Origin of the sequence: Salinarchaeum laminariae, assembly GCF_023204835.1 — an archaeon.
Classification (GTDB): domain Archaea; phylum Halobacteriota; class Halobacteria; order Halobacteriales; family Salinarchaeaceae; genus Salinarchaeum; species Salinarchaeum laminariae.
Genome location: NZ_CP096270.1, coordinates 2,732,558 through 2,751,112 on the forward strand (window position 1 = coordinate 2,732,558; position 18,555 = coordinate 2,751,112).

At 64.5% G+C, this 18,555-nt stretch carries 22 protein-coding genes; 12 read left to right on the top strand and 10 right to left on the bottom strand.

Annotated features, from left to right (window positions below; translation table 11 throughout):
* Positions 1-82 precede the first annotated feature (82 nt).
* Positions 83-559, top strand: a complete 477-nt coding sequence (locus MXF70_RS13055; protein WP_248516092.1) for a DUF5518 domain-containing protein — start codon at positions 83-85, stop codon at positions 557-559.
* Between the two features lie 109 nt (positions 560-668).
* Here MXF70_RS13055 and hflX read toward each other — a convergent pair whose 3' ends face one another.
* Positions 669-1,979 (bottom strand): GTPase HflX, encoded by a 1,311-nt coding sequence (gene hflX / locus MXF70_RS13060; protein WP_259370362.1) that lies wholly within the window; start codon positions 1,977-1,979, stop codon positions 669-671.
* Between the two features lie 165 nt (positions 1,980-2,144).
* Between hflX and MXF70_RS13065 the strand changes: the two genes are divergently transcribed.
* Positions 2,145-3,419 carry an NAD(P)/FAD-dependent oxidoreductase gene (locus tag MXF70_RS13065; RefSeq protein ID WP_248516094.1) on the top strand — a complete coding sequence of 425 codons (1,275 nt, stop codon included), beginning with the start codon at positions 2,145-2,147 and terminating at the stop codon, positions 3,417-3,419.
* A 50-nt stretch (positions 3,420-3,469) separates the two neighbouring features.
* On the opposite strand, the gene MXF70_RS13070 is transcribed toward MXF70_RS13065, so the two are convergent.
* The 7 genes from MXF70_RS13070 to MXF70_RS13100 form a co-directional block, all read right to left on the bottom strand.
* The gene (locus MXF70_RS13070) at positions 3,470-3,847 is read right to left on the bottom strand and encodes a hypothetical protein (RefSeq protein WP_248516095.1); all 378 of its coding nucleotides are present in this window, start codon (positions 3,845-3,847) and stop codon (positions 3,470-3,472) included.
* A 71-nt stretch (positions 3,848-3,918) separates the two neighbouring features.
* The gene (locus tag MXF70_RS13075; protein ID WP_248516097.1) at positions 3,919-4,344 is read right to left on the bottom strand and encodes a DUF7124 domain-containing protein; all 426 of its coding nucleotides are present in this window, start codon (positions 4,342-4,344) and stop codon (positions 3,919-3,921) included.
* A 152-nt stretch (positions 4,345-4,496) separates the two neighbouring features.
* Entirely contained in the window at positions 4,497-4,700 is a 204-nt protein-coding gene (locus MXF70_RS13080) for a hypothetical protein (protein WP_248516099.1), read from the bottom strand.
* A 139-nt stretch (positions 4,701-4,839) separates the two neighbouring features.
* Positions 4,840-5,373 carry a DUF5815 family protein gene (locus tag MXF70_RS13085; RefSeq protein WP_248516101.1) on the bottom strand — a complete coding sequence of 178 codons (534 nt, stop codon included), beginning with the start codon at positions 5,371-5,373 and terminating at the stop codon, positions 4,840-4,842.
* A gap of 120 nt (positions 5,374-5,493) precedes the next feature.
* Positions 5,494-6,306: a DUF7847 domain-containing protein gene (locus tag MXF70_RS13090; RefSeq protein WP_248516103.1), complete on the bottom strand. Its 813-nt coding sequence runs from the start codon at positions 6,304-6,306 to the stop codon at positions 5,494-5,496.
* Positions 6,307-6,449: 143 nt separating this feature from the next.
* Positions 6,450-6,866 carry a DUF7124 domain-containing protein gene (locus tag MXF70_RS13095; protein WP_248516105.1) on the bottom strand — a complete coding sequence of 139 codons (417 nt, stop codon included), beginning with the start codon at positions 6,864-6,866 and terminating at the stop codon, positions 6,450-6,452.
* A gap of 221 nt (positions 6,867-7,087) precedes the next feature.
* The gene (locus tag MXF70_RS13100) at positions 7,088-8,329 is read right to left on the bottom strand and encodes an NAD(P)/FAD-dependent oxidoreductase (RefSeq protein ID WP_248516106.1); all 1,242 of its coding nucleotides are present in this window, start codon (positions 8,327-8,329) and stop codon (positions 7,088-7,090) included.
* 265 nt (positions 8,330-8,594) lie between these two features.
* Here MXF70_RS13100 and MXF70_RS13105 point away from each other — a divergent pair, with 265 nt between their 5' ends.
* The 4 genes from MXF70_RS13105 (at position 8,595) to MXF70_RS13120 (ending at position 11,865) form a co-directional block, all read left to right on the top strand.
* Positions 8,595-9,179 carry a DUF6149 family protein gene (locus tag MXF70_RS13105; protein WP_248516108.1) on the top strand — a complete coding sequence of 195 codons (585 nt, stop codon included), beginning with the start codon at positions 8,595-8,597 and terminating at the stop codon, positions 9,177-9,179.
* Between the two features lie 102 nt (positions 9,180-9,281).
* On the top strand, positions 9,282-10,178 hold the full coding sequence (locus tag MXF70_RS13110) for a homoserine kinase (protein ID WP_248516110.1): 897 nt from the start codon (positions 9,282-9,284) through the stop codon (positions 10,176-10,178).
* Positions 10,179-10,249: 71 nt separating this feature from the next.
* The gene (gene cmk / locus MXF70_RS13115) at positions 10,250-10,819 is read left to right on the top strand and encodes a (d)CMP kinase (RefSeq protein ID WP_248516111.1); all 570 of its coding nucleotides are present in this window, start codon (positions 10,250-10,252) and stop codon (positions 10,817-10,819) included.
* Complete coding sequence (locus MXF70_RS13120; protein ID WP_248516113.1) at positions 10,819-11,865, top strand: RNA-guided pseudouridylation complex pseudouridine synthase subunit Cbf5; 1,047 nt, start codon at positions 10,819-10,821, stop codon at positions 11,863-11,865. Before cmk ends, MXF70_RS13120 begins: the two co-directional genes overlap by 1 nt.
* A 44-nt stretch (positions 11,866-11,909) precedes the next feature.
* On the opposite strand, the gene MXF70_RS13125 is transcribed toward MXF70_RS13120, so the two are convergent.
* Complete coding sequence (locus MXF70_RS13125; RefSeq protein ID WP_248516115.1) at positions 11,910-12,218, bottom strand: CGCGG family putative rSAM-modified RiPP protein; 309 nt, start codon at positions 12,216-12,218, stop codon at positions 11,910-11,912.
* 495 nt (positions 12,219-12,713) lie between these two features.
* Between MXF70_RS13125 and MXF70_RS15280 the strand changes: the two genes are divergently transcribed.
* From MXF70_RS15280 to MXF70_RS13135, 3 genes are all read left to right on the top strand, one after another.
* Positions 12,714-12,836 carry a hypothetical protein gene (locus MXF70_RS15280; protein WP_259370363.1) on the top strand — a complete coding sequence of 41 codons (123 nt, stop codon included), beginning with the start codon at positions 12,714-12,716 and terminating at the stop codon, positions 12,834-12,836.
* 191 nt (positions 12,837-13,027) lie between these two features.
* Positions 13,028-14,371, top strand: coding sequence for an alkaline phosphatase family protein (locus tag MXF70_RS13130; RefSeq protein WP_248516117.1), 1,344 nt, complete (start codon positions 13,028-13,030; stop codon positions 14,369-14,371).
* A gap of 294 nt (positions 14,372-14,665) precedes the next feature.
* A complete protein-coding gene (locus tag MXF70_RS13135) occupies positions 14,666-15,343 on the top strand; it encodes an HAD hydrolase family protein (protein WP_248516119.1) in 678 nt (225 codons plus the stop codon).
* A 61-nt stretch (positions 15,344-15,404) separates the two neighbouring features.
* On the opposite strand, the gene MXF70_RS13140 is transcribed toward MXF70_RS13135, so the two are convergent.
* Positions 15,405-15,602: a VNG_1110C family protein gene (locus MXF70_RS13140; RefSeq protein WP_248516120.1), complete on the bottom strand. Its 198-nt coding sequence runs from the start codon at positions 15,600-15,602 to the stop codon at positions 15,405-15,407.
* 177 nt (positions 15,603-15,779) lie between these two features.
* On the opposite strand from MXF70_RS13140, the gene MXF70_RS13145 reads away from it, so the two are divergent.
* From MXF70_RS13145 to MXF70_RS13155, 3 genes are all read left to right on the top strand, one after another.
* Positions 15,780-16,886 (top strand): OBG GTPase family GTP-binding protein, encoded by a 1,107-nt coding sequence (locus tag MXF70_RS13145; RefSeq protein ID WP_248516122.1) that lies wholly within the window; start codon positions 15,780-15,782, stop codon positions 16,884-16,886.
* 41 nt (positions 16,887-16,927) lie between these two features.
* Complete coding sequence (locus tag MXF70_RS13150; protein WP_248516124.1) at positions 16,928-17,605, top strand: hypothetical protein; 678 nt, start codon at positions 16,928-16,930, stop codon at positions 17,603-17,605.
* A 106-nt stretch (positions 17,606-17,711) separates the two neighbouring features.
* Positions 17,712-18,467 carry a VOC family protein gene (locus MXF70_RS13155; RefSeq protein WP_248516125.1) on the top strand — a complete coding sequence of 252 codons (756 nt, stop codon included), beginning with the start codon at positions 17,712-17,714 and terminating at the stop codon, positions 18,465-18,467.
* The last annotated feature ends 88 nt before the right edge of the window (positions 18,468-18,555 follow it).

The window sequence follows — 18,555 nt, forward strand, 5'->3', positions numbered from 1 at the left end:
GTTTGCTCTCCTTCGGTCGAAGAAAAACGATTCGCCATCGTACGGTAGTTTCAAGCCGAGGGACGTGGAAGATTGAGAGACAATGTCCAGCGACGTGGCAGAGTTCCGAAACGCGCTCGCATCCTCGCTCACCGATGGCACCTTCACTGCCGCGGTCCTTTGGGGCGCGCTCGTAGGAAGTATCCTGACGATCGTCGAGTATAATCTGATCGTGGGGTCGGGCGGTCCGATCCAGATCAGATACTCGATGTTCGGCAGCGGAGCCGTTGCTGGAGCGCTCTACGCTGGACCACGAACGTCAGCCGCGAAAGCCGGCGCCCTGGCAGGGAGTATTCCCGTCGTCGTCCTCGGACCGATCGCGTTCGTCCTGCTCTTCGTGATCGACGGCCTGCCGACGCTCAACTGGCACCTGGACGGTCTGATACCCCTGTTCGTACTCACCGCCTCGTTTTTCGCAGTCACGGGGATGGTGTCCGGTGCGGTCGCCGCCTACGCGGTCAGCTGGGTACGCGAGCAGTTCGCCGATCCACAAACGACCGACAGCAAATCCGCCAGCTGAACCGGACAGTGTACTGTACGAGCAGTTGTAGCACAGTTCCGGTGCGGTAGCAGCGCATCACGCCGAACAGCGGGAAAATTGATTCGTTGCTTCGAACGAAAGGCGGCTACTATGCGGACTCAGCCGGTGGACTCAGCCCCGCCGCCTTCGACCGCGACTGCTCGACGACTGCCGGTCGCGCGGCGAACTCCACCAGCACGTCGTCGTCCCCGTAGGTCACGTCCTCGACGCGGGCGTTATCGTGGAGCCAGGAGACGACGGACATCGTGTCGTCGGTCATCGGCATCACGAGCCGCTCTTCCTCCAGTGGCGGCAGCGCCGCACGGATCCGCTCGCGAAGCGCCTCGACTCGCTGGCCCTCCTTCGCGCTGACGACGACTGGATGGGGTGCGAGCGCCGAGAGCGCCTCTCGCTTGCGAGCCAGTTCCTCCTCGTCGACGTCGTCGATCTTGTTGAGGACCGTGACGATCGGCGCCTCGTTGCGCTCGTGCAGGACGTCGTGGGACGTCACGAGCTTCTCGCGGATCGACTCGACGGACTCGGTCACGTCGACGACGAGGAGGACGAGATCCGCACGGTAGGCAGCGTCGAGCGTGGACTTGAACGACTCGACGAGCCAGTGTGGCAGATTGGAGATGAACCCGACGGTGTCGGTGATCAGCGCCTCGCGATCGCCGAGATCCGCCCGGCGGGTCGTCGTGCCGAGCGTGGTGAACAGCTGGTCCTCGGATTTCGCCGTCGCGTCGAGATCGTCGTGGAGCGCCTCGTTCTCGTCGACGTCCAGCTCCGTCGCGAGCCGGCGCAAAAGGGTGGATTTGCCAGCGTTCGTGTAGCCGGCGAGTGCAACGAGATCGAACCCGGACTCGCGGCGCTGCTCGCGGCGGTGTTGCTCGGTCTGCTCGATCTGGTCGAGCTCGTCTCGGATCCGGGAGATTCGGGACTTGATGTCCTGTTCGCGGGACTCGTCGTACTCGCCCAGCCCCATGAACCCGGGATGCTCCTCGCGTTTGGCGAGGCTGGTCTTGGCCTCGGCGCGGGGAAGTTCGTAGCGTAGTTCGGCGAGCTCGACCTGGAGCTGTGCGGTGCGGGTCTCCGCACGCTGGCCGAAGATCTCCAGAATGAGGGTGAACCGATCGTGCACCTCGACGCCCTCGGGAAGCAGCTGGCCGAGGTTGTAGGTCTGGTAGGGACCGAGTTCGTTGTCGAAGAGGACGGTATCCGCGTCCTCACGCTCGACGACGCGGGCGAGCTCCTCCGCCTTTCCTTCCCCGAACTCGAGGGCGGAGTCCTCCGGGCGGGTCTGGGTGAGGACTGTCGCGACCTCGTAGCCCGCGGATCGGGCGAGGTGTTCGATCTCCTCGGTATCGGGCTCGCCAGCGTCGGCGCGTTTCGCGACGACGGCTCGGTCTGTGGCTGACACTCGGGTGGTCTCCTCCGTACGCGCAAGTAGGCCCTCCTTCACCATAAACTCGGGGACGGACCGGGTGCCGGTCGCGATAGGCATCGAATCGTCGCGACGGACGGCCCCGTGACGGTCGGCCCCGCGACACGCCACATCTAACCCGATGGCCGACGTGTGGTAGCCATGCGCGTCCTCGTCCTCGGTGGCGGCTACGCCGGCGTCACGCTCGCCCGGAAGCTCGAGCGCCGGCTCGAAGCGGACCACGATCTGCTCGTGATCGACGACGACGGCCAGCACGTCCTCCAGCACGAACTGCATCGCGTCGTCCGTCGGCCCGATCTCGCCGAGGAAATCGGGATGGAGCTCGATGCGCTGCTAGATCGCGCCACCGTCAGAGAAGCCCGCGTCGACGCAATCTCACCAGACCGTAGGACCGTGACGCTGGATAGCGGCGAAGCGATCGAGTACGACGCCTGCGCCGTTGCGATCGGCGCGGCGCCGTCGATGGCCGTCGAGGGGGTAGCAGAGCACGGAATCCCGCTCAAGCGACTCGCAGACGCCCGACGCATCCACGACCGCGCGACCGAACTGGCCCGCGGCCAGGTTTCGGACGCTGCCGATGCTGAGGCCCGCGGCGACGGCAGTGCGAACGTCGTGATCGGTGGCGCCGGACTCTCCGGCGTGCAGGTGGCGGGCGAACTCGCTGCGCTCAACGATCAGTTCGAAAACGGGAGGGAAGCGAACGAGGAGACGGAGACGGACGAGTACGGGGAGGAGAGTAAGGAGGAGGGAGTGAGTGAGGTGGATGGGGACGAGAACGCGTCCACACTCTCTGTAACGCTGCTCGAACAGCAATCGAGCGTCGCGCCCGGGTTCGAACCCCCGTTCAGGGGAGCGATCCGCGCCGCGCTCGACGATCGCGGGATTGACGTCAGGACCAGCGCGACGGTCGAGCGTGCGACCGCCGACGCCGTGGAACTCGAGACCGGCGAGTCGATTCCCCACGATCTGCTCGTCTGGACCGGCGGGATTACCGGACAAGGAGCGGTCGACGGCGACCGACCAGTGGTCGACGCGACGCTCGAACTGGGCGATCGCACGTTCGGACTCGGCGACGCCGTCCGTGCGATCGATCGCGACGGCGAGGCGGTCCCGGCGACCGCCCAGGCAGCGGTTCGCGCAGCAGAGACCGTCGCGACGAACGTGGAACGCGTGCTCGACGGAAGCGACGACGCGTTCGAGCCCCGTCTCGAGCGGTTCGCCTTCGACCCACCTGGCTGGGTCGTCAGCGTGGGGAACGGTGCGGTCGCGCAGGTCGGGCCGACGGTCGTCACGGGAGCAGCGGCAGTCGCGCTCAAGACGAGCGTCGGCGTCGGCTATCTCAGCTCCGTCGGCGCGCGTCGAGAAGCCGTCGAACTCGTGAACCAGGAGCTGGGGCTCGGGATCGGGCGAGAGTAAGTGGCATGAGTGTGGGTGTGAGTGAGCAGCGCGACGGAGGTCCGATCCGATCAGGCTCCGGGAATACCGTAGGCACCGATTCCGCCGACGCCCAGGAAATCGAGCAGTGCGAGTGTGACGACTGCCCCGAGCCACGCGAAGCATCCGATGACGGCAGCGCGGAGCCAACCCGTATCGTACCGCCAGCCGACGACGCCGACCCAGACGACGAGGGCGACGAGGGAGCTCAGGTTTCCGGCGATCGACAGCTCGGTGAACAGGAAGTTCACGGCGGCCCACGCGAGCGCCCCCAACACCGCCGTTACGATCGCGTGAGAGTAGTTACGCGAGGTGAGCGCGAACGTCGCACCGACGTGAATCGCTAAACCACCGACCAGAATGCTGACAACCAGGACGAGAATCGACGACTCCGCGCCAGTCGTAGCCATATCCATTACGTGCAACTGCTAGCCTAATAGTATCGGCGGCGAGGTCGTTTCCCTCGAGCGAACTGAAGCTTTCAACGGCCGATCGCGTCGCGAAGCCGTTCCCTCACGCTGGCGATCGTCCCCGATTCGTCGGTGCCGTCGGGATCCTGAAGGCCCCAGCCGGCGCGCTCCGCCGCGTCCTCGACGTGCTGAAACTCCCAGTTCCGGCTGGACGCGAGATCCTCTTGGCCGTCGACGCCGACCAGCACGTGGCGCTCGGTCCGGTAGTTGCCTTTCACGGCGTAGAGCGTCTCGGAGGGCGGGCGGGTCCCAGAGAAGAAGTCGAGGCGGATCCGCCGCTCGCGCGTGAATGACAGCGCACCGTTGGGGGTCGCTGCAAGCGCGCCGACGTACTCGCTCCACTCTCGGGCGTCGTCGATAGAGGAGCCCGGATCCTCGAGGCGGTGGAGCGCCTCCAGAGAGAACGCGAGCGTCATGTCGCTGCTGCGCTCGGCCATCGATCGGCAGGAATCGCCCGGTGGGGAAAAACCTCGCGTCATAGGACGTCCTCACGCGAAGAGGCGGGGAAGAGTGGTGGCGGTCGAGGAGAATCCACCGAGGGGAAACAGAAATCACTGGGCGGAAGAGTCGATCGACACTCCCGGAGAACTCAGACCCGGTAGCGGTAGGGCCGATCGCGAATCACGTCGACGTCGCCGCTGTCCGCTCGTCGGCCGAGCACCGTCGCAACGCGGTGTGCGCTGTCGATTTCGTGATCCTCGAGATCTTCGAGGATCTCGCTCGCCGTGAGCGGCTCGTCGGCCTCTTCGAGGATGTGGCGAATCTCCTCGAACTCGCTGTGGCGGGCAGCCATTGGAAGAATAACACGGGACGCAACAGCATAAAATGGCGTCAGACATGCGTCTGACGGAGCGCAGTATGGCGATTTTGATCAGAAGGATTCCGGAGGCTGTAGCGTTCGAGGAGGTTCGGCCGGAGGGCCAGTCCGTAACTCAGATCGCGGCGTCGTGTTCGGACTCGAACTCGCGTTCCTCGCGGTACTGCTCGACGAACGTTTCGACGTCGAAATCCTCGAGATGCTGTTCGAACACTGCGGCGTGGTCCTGATCCTCTGCGTGGCTAATGGCGTGGTCCATCAGCTCGATCAGCAGTTCGACGACGATCTCGTGGAGCCGGCGGTCGTCGAAGGAGGTGATCCAGACCAGCGTGTAGCCGACTTCACCGTCACTGCTGGCGTCGTGGGTCGCGACCTTCTCGGGGAACTCCTCGATCACCGCGCCCATGACGTGGGGCGTACCGAACGTCTCGAACTCGTCCTCGACGTCGACGACGGTCTCGAGGATCTCGACCAGGAACTCCGGGACGAACCGCGCTGGCGGGTGGAGGTCCATCACGACGGCGTGGTCCTCGCCGCATGCGCAGTGGAACTCCCGCATGCCCAGATCCAGTTCCTGCGGCGAGATCGTCTCTCCGCAGGGGAGCTCGATCGCCCCGCCCCGGTTGCCGGGGACGCGCGGCTCTGTCATGGCCACGCTTGGTGACTGGGCTGGATAAAGGACGCGTCTCGGGGTGAGCAATAGAAATCTGCCGGGGTCGTGCCCGCGCCAGAGCGGCGTCGCCTCCGGAGCGAGCGGTAATCTGCGGCGCTAGTTCCAGGACTCGGCGTCACCGAACTCCTCTGTGGTCCCCTCGACACTCTCCGCTGCGTCCTGGGCGCCGACGTAGGCTGCGGTCAACATCGCGAGGACTAGCATGGTTCCGATGGCGTTGATGACTGTCGAGACGACCGCGCCGGCAGCACCCGAAAGTGCGAACGTCAGGACCCAGGAGATCGCACCCACGACGGCGCTCACCACGATCACGAGAAGTACGAGGACGAACGTCGAGAGAAAGTTGTCCGTGACCATCTCGACCGAGCTACCGAACGCCGAGAAACAGTTCTCCTCTTCGACGACGATAGCGATCGGGAAGAAGAGAAAGAGAAAGAACACGACGAGCCCGGGGATAAAGAAGAATCCGAACCCAATCAGCAGCATGATGAAGAACGCGATCCCACCGACGGCGATATTGATCGTGTTCCAGAGGAGCCGCGACGCGTCGATGTCGCCCACGCTCGACGCACCGCGTGCGAACGCGCCGATCGCGAGCGCGATGACGACTGTGCCGGCGATCATCGCTGCGAAGATCAGGAGGAGCGCCGGGACGAGATCGAGCCCGAGCGCGAGCGGGAGGTCGTTCAGTATTGGATCGGTCGCTTCGACGAAATCCTGGTACTCTTCGGCAGTACTCTCCTCGCGGACGATCTCGCGAAGCTCGTCGATCAGTACTCTGACGACGTCCTGGAGTGCGGCGGTCTGAACGATGCTCGCGGCCGCGTAGAGCCCGATGACGAGCAGTGCGACCTGTGTCGTGATGCGATCGATCGCCGTCGAGAGGGCGTCACCTGCGTCGAATCCCATTGTATTCGAGCTGTCGCCGAGTACGTACTAAAAGGGGGTCGCTGCGTTGCCGAGACTGAAACTGTCGATATGAACTGCCGACGTGATGTGTCGAGAATCGACGATCAGACGCAGCCGTTCGATATCGGTGATGCTGGTTCTGCTCAGGGCCAGTCGTCGCGCTCTGGCTGATCGACGGGTGCGGCGTCGGCTTCGGGCGCGTCCTCGGCGAGCGTCCAATCGGCAGCCCCCGCGGCGTCCTCGACGGAGAGATACTCCCAATCTTCGGATTCTGCCAGCGCTCGATCGTCGTCGGTCGTGCCGACGAAGACGTGGCGTTCGGTGTCGAACTGCTCGCGAACGCTCTCCAGACTCTCGGCCTTGCCGCGAGGACCGGAGAAGAAATCCTGCCGAATGCGGTGTTTCCGGGTGTAGTTCGTCACGACGTACGTCGGCTCCTCGGAGACGACGCCGACGTACTCGCTCCACTGCCGGGCGTTCCCGAACGCCGCGTCGGGCTCGGCGAGTTCCTGGAGCGCCGAGAGTTCGAACGCGAGCGTCATGTCCGTGCTGCCGTCCATGCATCACAGGTGCCCGGACGAGCGGAAAACCATGTCGGTCGGCGTACGGTCGGTCCGACTCGAGCAGGAGATGCTAGGTATGAATACCCAACGAACGTCGGGAACCGCGTCTGCACATGTGCCAGAGCCACTCGGAGGCCAGAGCTTCTCAAAAGCCAGAGCCACTCAGAAGCTAGGACTTCTGAAAACACCGCCGCCAGCTACCGGAACTCAACTCCTCTCTACTGCTCCTGCTTCGGTGCGATCTCGTCTGGATCGACGCTCTCGGCGAGGAGCGCATCCTCGTGTCCACGGACGTCGCGCTCGTCGCGGGCAAGCTGCTTGTAGGCGCTCTGCGGCGCGAGATCGCCGATCAGGACGCCACCGACGATCTGCCCGTCGCGGATCGCGAGCCGCCGCCACTCGCCCTCGTCGTAGGACTGCTCGAGATACTCCTCGCCACGGGTCGGGTGGCCAAAGGAGAGGAAGGGGAAATCGAAGTGAGTGATGGAGTAGGACGACACCCAGCGGAACTCTTCGGCCTCGTCGTCCGCGGCCATGTTCTTCCCGGCCGTCTGACCCTGCTCTTTCGCCGATCCCCAGGAGCCGTTTTGCTCGTAGGAGTTCGTAATCGTGTCGTAGAACCGGGTGAGGTCTCCTGCGGCGTAGACGTCCTCGAGGTTCGTCTGCATGTACTCGTCGACGACGACGCCATCGTCGCGTTCGAGACCGGTGCCGTGCATGAACTCCAGATTGAAATCGAGGCCGATCGCGACCCCCGCGAAATCCGCGTCGTAGCGGTCGCCGTTGGGGTCGACGGCAGCCTCGACGTGGCCGTCGTCGTCGACCTCGAAGTGATCGACGCCAGAGTCGAACACCGGGGTAACGCCGAGTTCGCGAAGGCCGTCGTGGATGATCTCCGCACCCTCTTCGCTGAGCGCGTAGCGCCACCAGCATTCGCCGCGCATGAGGTAGTTCGCGTCGACGTCCTGGGCGCCACAGACCGCGGCGAAGTCGATGCCGAGCAGCCCGGCACCGACGACGACGCCCGTGTCAGCGGCCTCGGCGGCGTCTCGGATATTCCGCGCGTCTTTGAACGTCCAGAAGTGGTGGATGCCGTCGGCGCCAGCATTGTCGACGGGTAGCTGGTTGGGCGTCCCACCAGTGGCGACGAGGAGCTTGTCGTACTCGAGTACGTCGCCCTCGTGCGTGTGGACCTCGTGTGCGTCGGGATCCACTTCCGTCACGTGGGTGTTGAGCGACAGCTCGATCTCGCGCTCCTCGTACCATCCCGGCTCGTGGATTGAGATCGGCGCCTCGGGGAGCTTCCCCTTGGCGTGTTCCTTGATCAGAATACGGTTGTAAAGTGCCTCCCCCTCATCGGTGACGACGGTGATGTCCGCGTCGGGATCTTCCTCGCGGAGTGTTTCCGCGGCGGAACTTCCCGCGATCCCGTCACCGATGATCACGTACGAAGCAGCCATGTCGGTGGCGTTAGTCGTCGGCCTTGAAGTGAATTGCTATCCGCGCGAATACGGCGGGCCCTCGGGGCGCCCCACTTCTGTACGTGCGTCCAGATTGCCCAGCTACTGGACGGGAGATCGTGACGTGCGTCCGCGAATATCCACGGCGTGTGAGTCCACGGCACACGACCGGGGTAGCGACCTTGCACGTATACTGGGGCTGTTGAAGGCATGTGAGGGTAACCCCCTTCGCGACCTTGAAGGCCGTCGACTCCCTTCCAGAGGCATGAAGCTACGCCAGAACGCACGCCACTGGGCGTTCAAAGCTGCGCTCACCGCGCCCGTCGTCGGCGGATTCACGCGACGCAAGCTCGTCGACATGCACACCGGAATCTTCCTCGACAAGGCCGAGGAGGCACGCAGGGAGGAACGACGCGAGCACCTCGATGCACTGTTCGACGCGACTACCGACACCTACGTCGCAGCACTCCGCGCCGGTTATCCGGAAGCTGAGGCCCGCGAAATCACGCACGTCCAGGCCAACTTCGACTTCTACAACCACGGCTGGACGGAGATGATGGAGATCCCGATCGGCGAGCTCGAACCTCACTACGACCGGTACGCCGAGTTCTTCGACACCCACGGGATTACGATCGACGACCCACTCGGCGAGTTCGAACCGGACGGCGGGCTGCCGAGCGCGCCGTCGACGCCGGCAAAGCTCGACGATCCCGAGCACCCACACGCCGAGGGCGGCTTCGCCGACGACGCGTACGTAGAGACCGAGGACGGCGACCTCGTCGTCGGTGGCCAGGACGAGCCGGCAGATGTCTCCGCGGGCGACGCACCCGGCGTCGAGTCCGGAAACTGAGCAGGGAATCTGGCCTGGAACGGAGCGACGAGGCCCCGAATGAGTGCCGGCGTGGGGGAGCGTACCAACGGCTTTTTGAAGGCGTCGGGCTATCGCCTGCGTATGATTACCGTGCGGGCGCCAGCGACGAGTGCGAACCTCGGAAGCGGGTTCGACGTCTTCGGCGTCGCGCTCGGTCGGCCGGCGGACGTGATCCAGGTCGAGAAGGCAGAGGAAACCTCGATCGAGGTGACCGGTGTCGGGAGCCGATTCATCCCCGAGGATCCGGAGGGGAACACCGTCGGCGCAGTCGCGAAGGCCCTCGACGCACCGGCCCACATCCGGATCGACAAGGGCGTTCGGCCGGCGTCCGGGCTCGGCTCCTCGGCGGCGAGCGCGGCCGGCGCCGCCCTCGCACTGAACGAACTCTACGACCGCGGCTACTCCCGGAGCGAGCTCGTTCCGATCGCAGCGGAGGGTGAGGAACTCGTCTCTGGGGAAGCCCACGAAGACAACGTCGCGCCCGCGCTACTCGGAGGATTCACGATCGCAGCCGGGGGCGACGTCGGCGTAACGTCCGTCGACGCCAGGATCCCGCTGGTGGTCTGCCTCCCCGAGTCGGTCGTCTCCACGCGCGACGCGCGGGACGTGATTCCCGACACCGCCTCGCTCGACGAACTCGTGAACACCGTCGGGATGGCAGCCACGCTCGCCGTCGGCATGTGTCGCGACGATCCCGACCTCGTCGGACGAGGCATGCACGACGAGGTCGTGAGCCCAGCCCGCGCTGCGCTCATCGACGGGTACGAAGCGGTCCGCGACGCCGCGATCGACGCGGGCGCGACAGGTGTCACCGTCAGCGGCGCCGGTCCGGGCGTCATCGCCGCCTGCTACCCTGGTCGCCGTCGGGCGATCGCCAGCGCGATGGTCGAGGAGTTCGACGAGCGTGGCGTCGAATGTCGCGCCTATCAGACTGCCGTCGGTCCCGGGGCGACGGTTCACAGCTCGGAGTCCGATTGATTCGGTGGCGGCAGGGCCGCCACTCCGCAGCTATTCACAACGCCTTTGAGCACGCCCGGCGCAATTTACCTATGTTCATAACCGTCTCCGGACCACCCGGAAGCGGCAAGAGTACCACCGCCGCGGCGCTGGCCGAGCAGTTCGGGCTCGAGCACACTAGCGGTGGTGACATCTTCCGCGGACTCGCCGACGAGAAGGACATCTCGCTGGCGGAGCTCAACAGCCGAGCCGAGAGCGATCCCGCGATCGACCGTGACCTCGATCGCCGGCTCCACGAGATCGCGACCGACGCCGACGACCTCGTGCTGGAATCCCGGCTCGCCGGCTGGCTCTCCGGCGATCACGCGGATTTCCGCGTCTGGCTCGACGCGCCCGTCGCCGTCCGAGCCGAGCGCATCGCGGAGCGAGAGGACAAGGCTGTCGACGTCGCTCGCGAGGAGACCATCGAGCGCGAGGCCAGCGAGGCCCAGCGCTACCTCGACTACTACGACATCGACATCGAGGACCTCTCCATCTACGACGTCGTCCTGAACACCGCACGCTGGGGCGAAGCGGACGTCCCCGAACTGCTCGCCGCCGCCGTCGAGCACCACGACCCTGAAGCGGACGAGGGAAAGGTGCCGGTCGGCTTCGATCTCTAATGCGGGGACCTCCGGAGGACCGTACGCCGGCGCAGTTGCTCTCCTTCGGGGTCATCAACCTCGACAAACAGCCCGGCCCCTCCGCTCACGAGGTCGCCGGCTGGGTCAGAGACGCCGTCAACGACGCGCTCGGGAGCGGCGAGCTCGCTGGCAGCCGACCGTCGGATGCGAATCCGATCACCGAAATCGAAGGCGCTGCCCACGGCGGTACGCTCGATCCGAAAGTCACCGGCTGTCTGCCGATGCTGCTCGGCGACGCCACGCGACTCGCACAGGTCCTCCACCGCGGCGCGAAGGAGTACGTCTCCGTGCTCGAACTCCACGGCGATCCACCCGCGGATCTCGAACAGATCGTCGCCGAGTTCGAGGGGCCGATCTATCAGAAACCGCCCCGGAAGAGCGCGGTCAAACGGCGCGTTCGCGTCCGGGAAATCTACGATCTCGACGTACTGGAGGTGCAGGACCGACAAGCACTCCTCCGAATCCGCTGTGAGGGCGGCACCTACGTCCGAAAGCTCTGCCACGATCTCGGGCTCGCGCTCGGGACGGGCGCGCACATGGGACACCTCCGTCGGACCGGCACGACGCCGTTCGACGATTCGGATCTCGTGACGATGGAAGATCTCGTGGACGCGCTCGCGTACGCTCGCGAGGCGGCGTCCACCTCAGCTACCGAGGGGTCGGGAGAATCCACTGACGAGGAATCGGAAGCGGAGGAGGAGAAGGACGAGGCGCCCATCGAACTCCGCGACGTGATCGCTCCTGCCGAACGCGCGCTGGCAAATCTCCCGGGTATCACGATCGCGCCCAGCGCTGCCGAGGAAGTCGCCCACGGTGCACCGGTGTACGCACCGGGGGTCCTATCTGGCCCGGAGAGCGGTGATTTCGACGCCAAACTCGAGGTCGACGACGACGGCGAGGCGGGCGATTCGCCACTCGTCGTCTGTTACACGCCCGACGGCGCAGCGGTCTGCCTCGGTCGGCTGGTCGGCGATCCGGACGCGAACGAGGGCGTCGTCGTGGAACTCGAACGCGTGCTCGTCTGAAAACTGTCCGTGCGCGGCTGGTAAGCCGCAAATGTTTGTGATAGTTACTCCGCCAGCACTTGCACCCGCGACACGTGGCCGCCACAGCCACAGCGCTCGACGTACTCGATCTCGATCGTCTCCCCGAACTCGGCCTCGATGTGCTCGAAGAGGTACTCCGAGGGATGGCCGTGCTCGCCGTGGGTGACGAGGTTCACGTGATTCCCCGGAACGGTGTACTCGACGGCCTGGACTGCACCATCGAGTACCAGATCGAGGTCCTCGCCGTGCTCGGGTTTCTCGAGGTTCGCCGACCACGAGTTGTCGTGTCGCTCGTCGGTGACCGAAATGGGGTCCTGTGAGGTGCTCGCCATTGTAGTTCGGGATTGGGCTCTGCGGCGGGAGAGGTCGTTCCCGAACTAGTTCGGGTGGTGTCACTTCCCGCGAGAACTGGTCCGTTCTCTGGGTCGACTGGTCTTGGAATTAATGAGCAACTGGACTACTGGGTTTGCAGTTGTAGGTGGGTTGGACGGCAAACAGCCGCGGAATCACCCTCTCGTTCGACGATCCTGCCTCGCTGTGCTCCTCGGCTCGCATACCCTCGCCTGCGGTGACCGGAGGTCTCCTCAGGCACTTGACGAGCTCCGCTCGTCATCGGTTGCTTCGTCGGGGCGGACCGAGCGCTTGGAGGCTTGTGGACATCACAGAACCGGAACATCCCTTCCACCTTCAACTGCATTCACAGGTAGTCAATTCCCGCAAAAACACGCGCCAATCCATAACCGATACGCTCCAGTAATCGAAGTCAAGCAGACCATGTTTTATGATTATGGGTAATTATTTGAGTGTTTGAGGCGTACCTGTACTCGATGGCAGCAAAAGAGCGGTCCCCCGACGCGCCCGGGATGGCCCACCCGACGGTCGTGCCAACGAACGCCGAGCACGGCGAGGAGTGCCCCGAGTGTGGCACACCGGTGGGCGACGCGGAGTAATCCGGACAGTTACCGCAAGATGATTCTCGAACCGCGGCTCTGAGAGTGGACGATATCTGCGTAGCGACGGCGTCGGCAGTGATCTCACAGACGATCGACCTGGCTCCGGCAAAGTCGGCCGGAGTCGGTGACGGCTGGCAGTCGCGGCGCGAAACCAAGCGTTTTGTACCAGCTACCTGTAGGCCGCCAACATGGGGCTGTTCGACCGGCTCGGCGGCGACGACGCACCGCGAGTCGCATTTATCGGTATCGACGGCGTTCCCTGGAGCTTGATCGCCGACAACCCCGGCGATTTCCCGAATCTCACCGCCCTCGCCGAGGAAGGTGCCGGCGGCGCGATGGAGAGCATCGTGCCCCCGGAGTCCAGCGCGTGCTGGCCCTCCCTCACGACCGGCGTGAACCCCGGTGAGACCGGGGTCTATGGGTTCCAGGACCGCGAAATCGACTCCTACGACACCTACGTCCCGATGGGCAACGACGTCCAGGCGACGCGTGTCTGGGACCGAGTCACCGAGGACGACCGCAAGGCGACCGTGCTCAACGTCCCCGTGACCTTCCCGCCACAGCGCAACGTCCAGCGGATGGTGTCTGGATTCCTCTCCCCTGGCGTGGACAAGGCCGCGTTCCCGGACGAGCTCCGGGAGTATCTCGAGTCGATCGGCTACAAGATCGACGTCAACGCCAAGCTTGGTCACCAGGACGACCGAACGGAGTTCGTCGAGGACGCACACGAGACGCTCGACAAACGGTTCGAGGCGTTCCAGCACTACCTCGACGCAGACGACTGGGACCTCTTCTTCGGCGTCTTCATGACGACCGATCGGGTCAACCACTTCCTGTTCAAGGACTACGTCGAGGACGGCGAGTTCGCCGACGAGTTCATCGAGTTCTATCGGACGCTCGACGACTACCTCGGACAGCTTCGCAACCAGCTTCCCGACGACGTCACGCTCGTCATCGCCAGCGACCACGGCTTTACCGAACTGAACTGGGAGGTCAACTGCAACCAGTGGCTTCAGGAGGAAGGCTGGCTCTCCTTCGACGGTGACGACCACGAGAACCTCGCCGACATCGACGACGAGACGCGCGCTTACTCGCTAATTCCTGGTCGCTTCTACCTCAATCTCGAGGGGCGCGAGCCGAGAGGGACCGTCCCCGAGGAGGAGTACGACGCGGTCCGGAACGAGCTCAAGGCCGAGCTCGAGGCGCTCGAAGGACCGGACGGCACTCCGGTCGCCGAGCGCGTCGTCGAAGGCGAGGATGCGTTCGAGGGCGCCCACGACGAGATCGCACCCGACCTCGTCGTCATCCCGAACACCGGCTTCGACCTCAAATCCGGTTTCAAGGGCGGCAAGGACGTGTTCACGACGGGCCCACGCAACGGCATGCACAACTTCCACGACGCGACGCTGTTCGTCGACGATCCCGAAGCCACGATCGCGGACGCGAACCTCTTCGACGTCGCACCGACCATCCTCGATCTGATGGAAGTCGACTACGAGCAAAGCGAGTTCGACGGCGCGTCGCTGATCTGAGGCACCACCGATTTTTTACTGGGCGATCCGACAACCGCTCAGCGCTCGGTGAACCGTTCCACCGGGGTTTCGCGAGGGGAAAATCCGTCGGGTGGGAATGGAAGGGGCCGACCGCTCGAGCTGCCTCACGACGAAAGCACTGGACCGAGCGAAGCGAGGGAAGCGCGCAGCAAGTGAGGTCGCGCGAGCGGGAGGGGGCTTCCGGGCTGTTTGCGGTCACGTACGGTTAGCCGCCACTGACACCCGAATTCGATCGCCACACTTCTCTCCCCGCCGCACACAGTCTACTCCAAGATGGTACCCCCGCTCGCGCTGGACATCGACGGGACGCTCACCGACCCCGACCGCGACAGGATCGACCCGCGGATCTTCGACGCTCTCTACGACTGGCCGGCGCCGATCGTGATCGCGACGGGGAAGGCGTTTCCCTACCCGGTCGCACTCTGTCACTTCCTCGGAATTCCGCTCCGCGTCGTCGCGGAGAACGGCGGCGTCGCGTTCACGGAGGACCATCTCGAAATTCTGGGCGACGACGCCGCGTCGCGAGCAGTCGCCGACGCCTATCTGGATGCCGGCTACGATCTCGGCTGGGGCGACAGCGATCCGTTGAATCGCTGGCGGGAGACGGAGGTCGCCGTCCAGATCGACCAGCCCGAAGCACCGCTGCGGGAGCTCGCCGGCGAGCACGGACTCGAGGTCGTCGACTCCGGCTACGCGTTCCACGTCAAATCGCCCGAAGTGGACAAGGGGAAAGGGCTCGCAATCGTGGCTGCTTCGATCGGCGTCGATCCGGAAGCCTTCGTCGCGATCGGCGATTCGGAGAACGACGTCGAGACGTTCGAGCGGGTCGGCCGAAGCTACGCCGTCGCGAACGCCGACGATGCCGCGCAGGCCGCAGCCGACGAGGTCGTCCAGGGTGCCCACGCGGACGGCACGCTCTCGATTCTCGACCGACTGCGGGAAGCAGAGTAGAGAGAAAGCGACAGAAGGACAGAGAGACAGGTGGCCGGAACACCGCGATCGAAACGCTCGCTCAGGGAATCGTCACTCCGTTGCGCGCGAGGAAGTCGCTGGCCTTCTTGATCTCGACTGGACTCCCCACGATCCGACAGGGGCCGTCGTCGACGATCGTGACGGTGAACTTCGACTCGATCTCCGCACAGAAGCCCTCCAGCGTCTCGACTGGGAGTACGATTTGCGTGCTGTCTCGAAAGGTGGAGGGGGCAGACATGACTACCGGTAGCTACCGTCGGCATCGCCTATAGGATGTCGGATTTCGCTCCTTGGCGTCGCGTGTTGACAATGCTCGCACAGCAGCATCACCACTCTACCGACCCCGCCACCGAGAGGACGCCGACCGCCTGTGATGGGAAGCGTTTTCGGGGCGGTCGCGTAAGCACCTCCGAAGATGGGGCTCGAGGAGGAGATCGAGGAGCTCCGCGAGGAGATCAGCGAGACGCCGTACAACAAGTCGACGGAGGCCCACATCGGCCGGTTGAAGTCGAAGCTCGCTGAGAAGAAAGAGGAGTACGCGAAGCGACAGCAATCCTCTGGCGGTGGCGGTGGCTACCACGTCGAACAGCAGGGCGATGCTACCGTCGCGCTCGTGGGCTTTCCCAGCGTCGGCAAGTCGACGCTGCTCAACGCGCTGACGAACGCCGAGAGCGAGGTCGGTTCCTACGAGTTCACGACGCTCGACGTCAACCCCGGTATGCTGGACTACCGCGGCGCCTCGATCCAGCTACTGGACGTTCCGGGGCTCATCGAGGGCGCAGCTGGCGGCCGCGGTGGCGGGCAGGAAGTCCTCTCCGTCGTCCGCTCCGCCGATCTCATCGTCTACGTCCTCTCGCCGTTCGAACTCCAGCAGTACGATCTCCTCGCCGACGAGCTCTACAACAACAAGATCCGCGTCGACCAGGAGCCCCCACGGGTGTCGGTCACCGGGAAGGGTAAGGGAAGCATCGACATCACCGCAAGTGTCGATCTCGATCTCGACGAGGAGACGGTCGTCGACGTCGTTCGAGAACACGGCTACGTCAACGCGGACGTCGTCATCAACGAACAGGTCGGGATCGACCGGCTGATCGACGGCGTGATGGAGAACCGGGAGTACGTCGACTCGCTCACCGTCGTCAACAAGGCGGATCTGATCGATCCGAGCTACGTCGACACGGTCAAAGAGGGGCTTCGCGAACGCGACATCGATCCAGAGGCGGCGATCTTCATCAGCGCGGAGGAGGACAAGGGGCTCGACTCGTTCAAGGAGCGTCTCTGGGAGGAGCTCGGACTCATCCGCGTCTACATGGACAAACCCGGACGGGGCGTCGACTACGACGAGCCGCTGGTCCTCCGGGAAGGCCAGACCGTCGAGGACGCCGTCGAAAAGCTGGGCTTCGACGACCGCTACCGGATGAGTCGCGTGACTGGACCCAGCGCGCAACACGACGAGCAACAGGTCGGCCTGACCCACGAACTCCAGGACGAGGACGTGCTGCGGCTCGTGTTGCGGAAGTAGCGGGAGAAAGTATATCAACGGAACGGCAGACCGTTGACGCCATGCGGAGCGCGCAGGTAACGTTCGATCTGGCGGATCGTGCAGCCGAAGAAACGTTCCTTCAGTCGTACATGGTCGACGCGTGGGATCGCTATCAGTCTCACGACGCCTTCGACCGCGCCTGGTTCTGGCGATTCGGGAACACCAGCGACCACGGACCGCTCGAACTGGAAGGTGGAAACACGCTCGAGGGCGGCGGCGTGGTGCTCGTCCTCAACGGCGAACCAGCGATTGAGCAGCTCCTCGAGGATGAACAGGATCGCTGGGACGCCCTCGACCTCAGTGGCTTCCTCGATTACGACGTGACCTGGTTCCATCCGGAGTACGAGAACGCCCGACAGAAGGCGATCGAGAACTTCGGCAAGCGAGGCGGGGATCGCGCCTATCGACTCCGCCCGCTGGCGTCGCGCATGACGCTCAACGTGCTGGAAGAGTTCGACGGCCGCCTTCCTGCCGTCGGCGAAACCTCCGAGGAAGATCCACTCCCCGTTGGCTACTGGACCACGATCCACTTCTTGATGAAGCAGTCCGGATTCGACTGGTTCGACGAAATCGACGCATGTACGCGGGCGATCAAAAATCGGCTCGACTCGCTTGCGGGATTCCACGGTAAGGCAGCAGCGCGCGACGCGCAGATGGACGCGCTCGACGACCTCCGGGGCTACAACGTGAACGTGTAACTGCGTACGACCCGGAACCGCTCCATCGCGTTTCGAACGTACTCACGAACCCCGCACGCGCCGCCGCTGGCGACACCGTTTCCTGCCGCGAGGGCGGAGTGACCCCATGGTCGGAGTACTCGATCACGTTATGTGCCGCGTCGAGGACCTCGAGGAATCGATGGCGTTCTATCAGGATCACTTCGGCTACGAGGAAGTGGGCCGCTGGGACGCCGAGACGTTCACCAACGTTCACCTCGCCCCGGAGGGCGCAAGCGACGACGACGCAACACTGGAACTCACGTACAACCACGACGGCCGGAGCTACACGATGGGCGACGCCTGGGGACATATCGCCGTCCGCGTCGACGACGTGTACGAGGCCTACGACGAGCTGATGGAGGCCGGCGTCGACGACTACCGCGATCCCGAAAGTTGCGGTGGCCAGTACGCCTTCGTGAAAGATCCGGACGGCCACGAGATCGAAATCGTCGAGCGCGACTACGGTGCGCGCTGGTCGCTCGATCACACGATGATTCGAGTCGAGAACGCCGAGGAAGCGATCGGCTGGTACCAGCGAGCGCTCGACTACGAGCTCGTCCGTCGCTCCGAGCACGACTCGTTCGCGCTGTACTTCATGGCACCGAGCGACGCTCCCGAGGAGGCGATGACCGTCGAGCTGACGTACAACTACGACGGCGATGGATACGAGATGGGCGATTCGTGGGGCCACCTCGCCGCGCGGGTCGACGACCTCGAAGCGGACTGGGAGACGCTCATGCGTCGGGACGCGGACGACTACCGCGATCCGGAGTCCTGTGACTACAACTACGCGTTCACGAAAGACTGCGACGGCCACGAGATCGAACTGGTCGAGCGATAGTACACGTTCCCCCAGTTTTGATCGTGCGCTGACGGCGTAAACACAGATTTGAGAGGGTCGGGATAACAGCAGAGAAAAGCGAGGAACC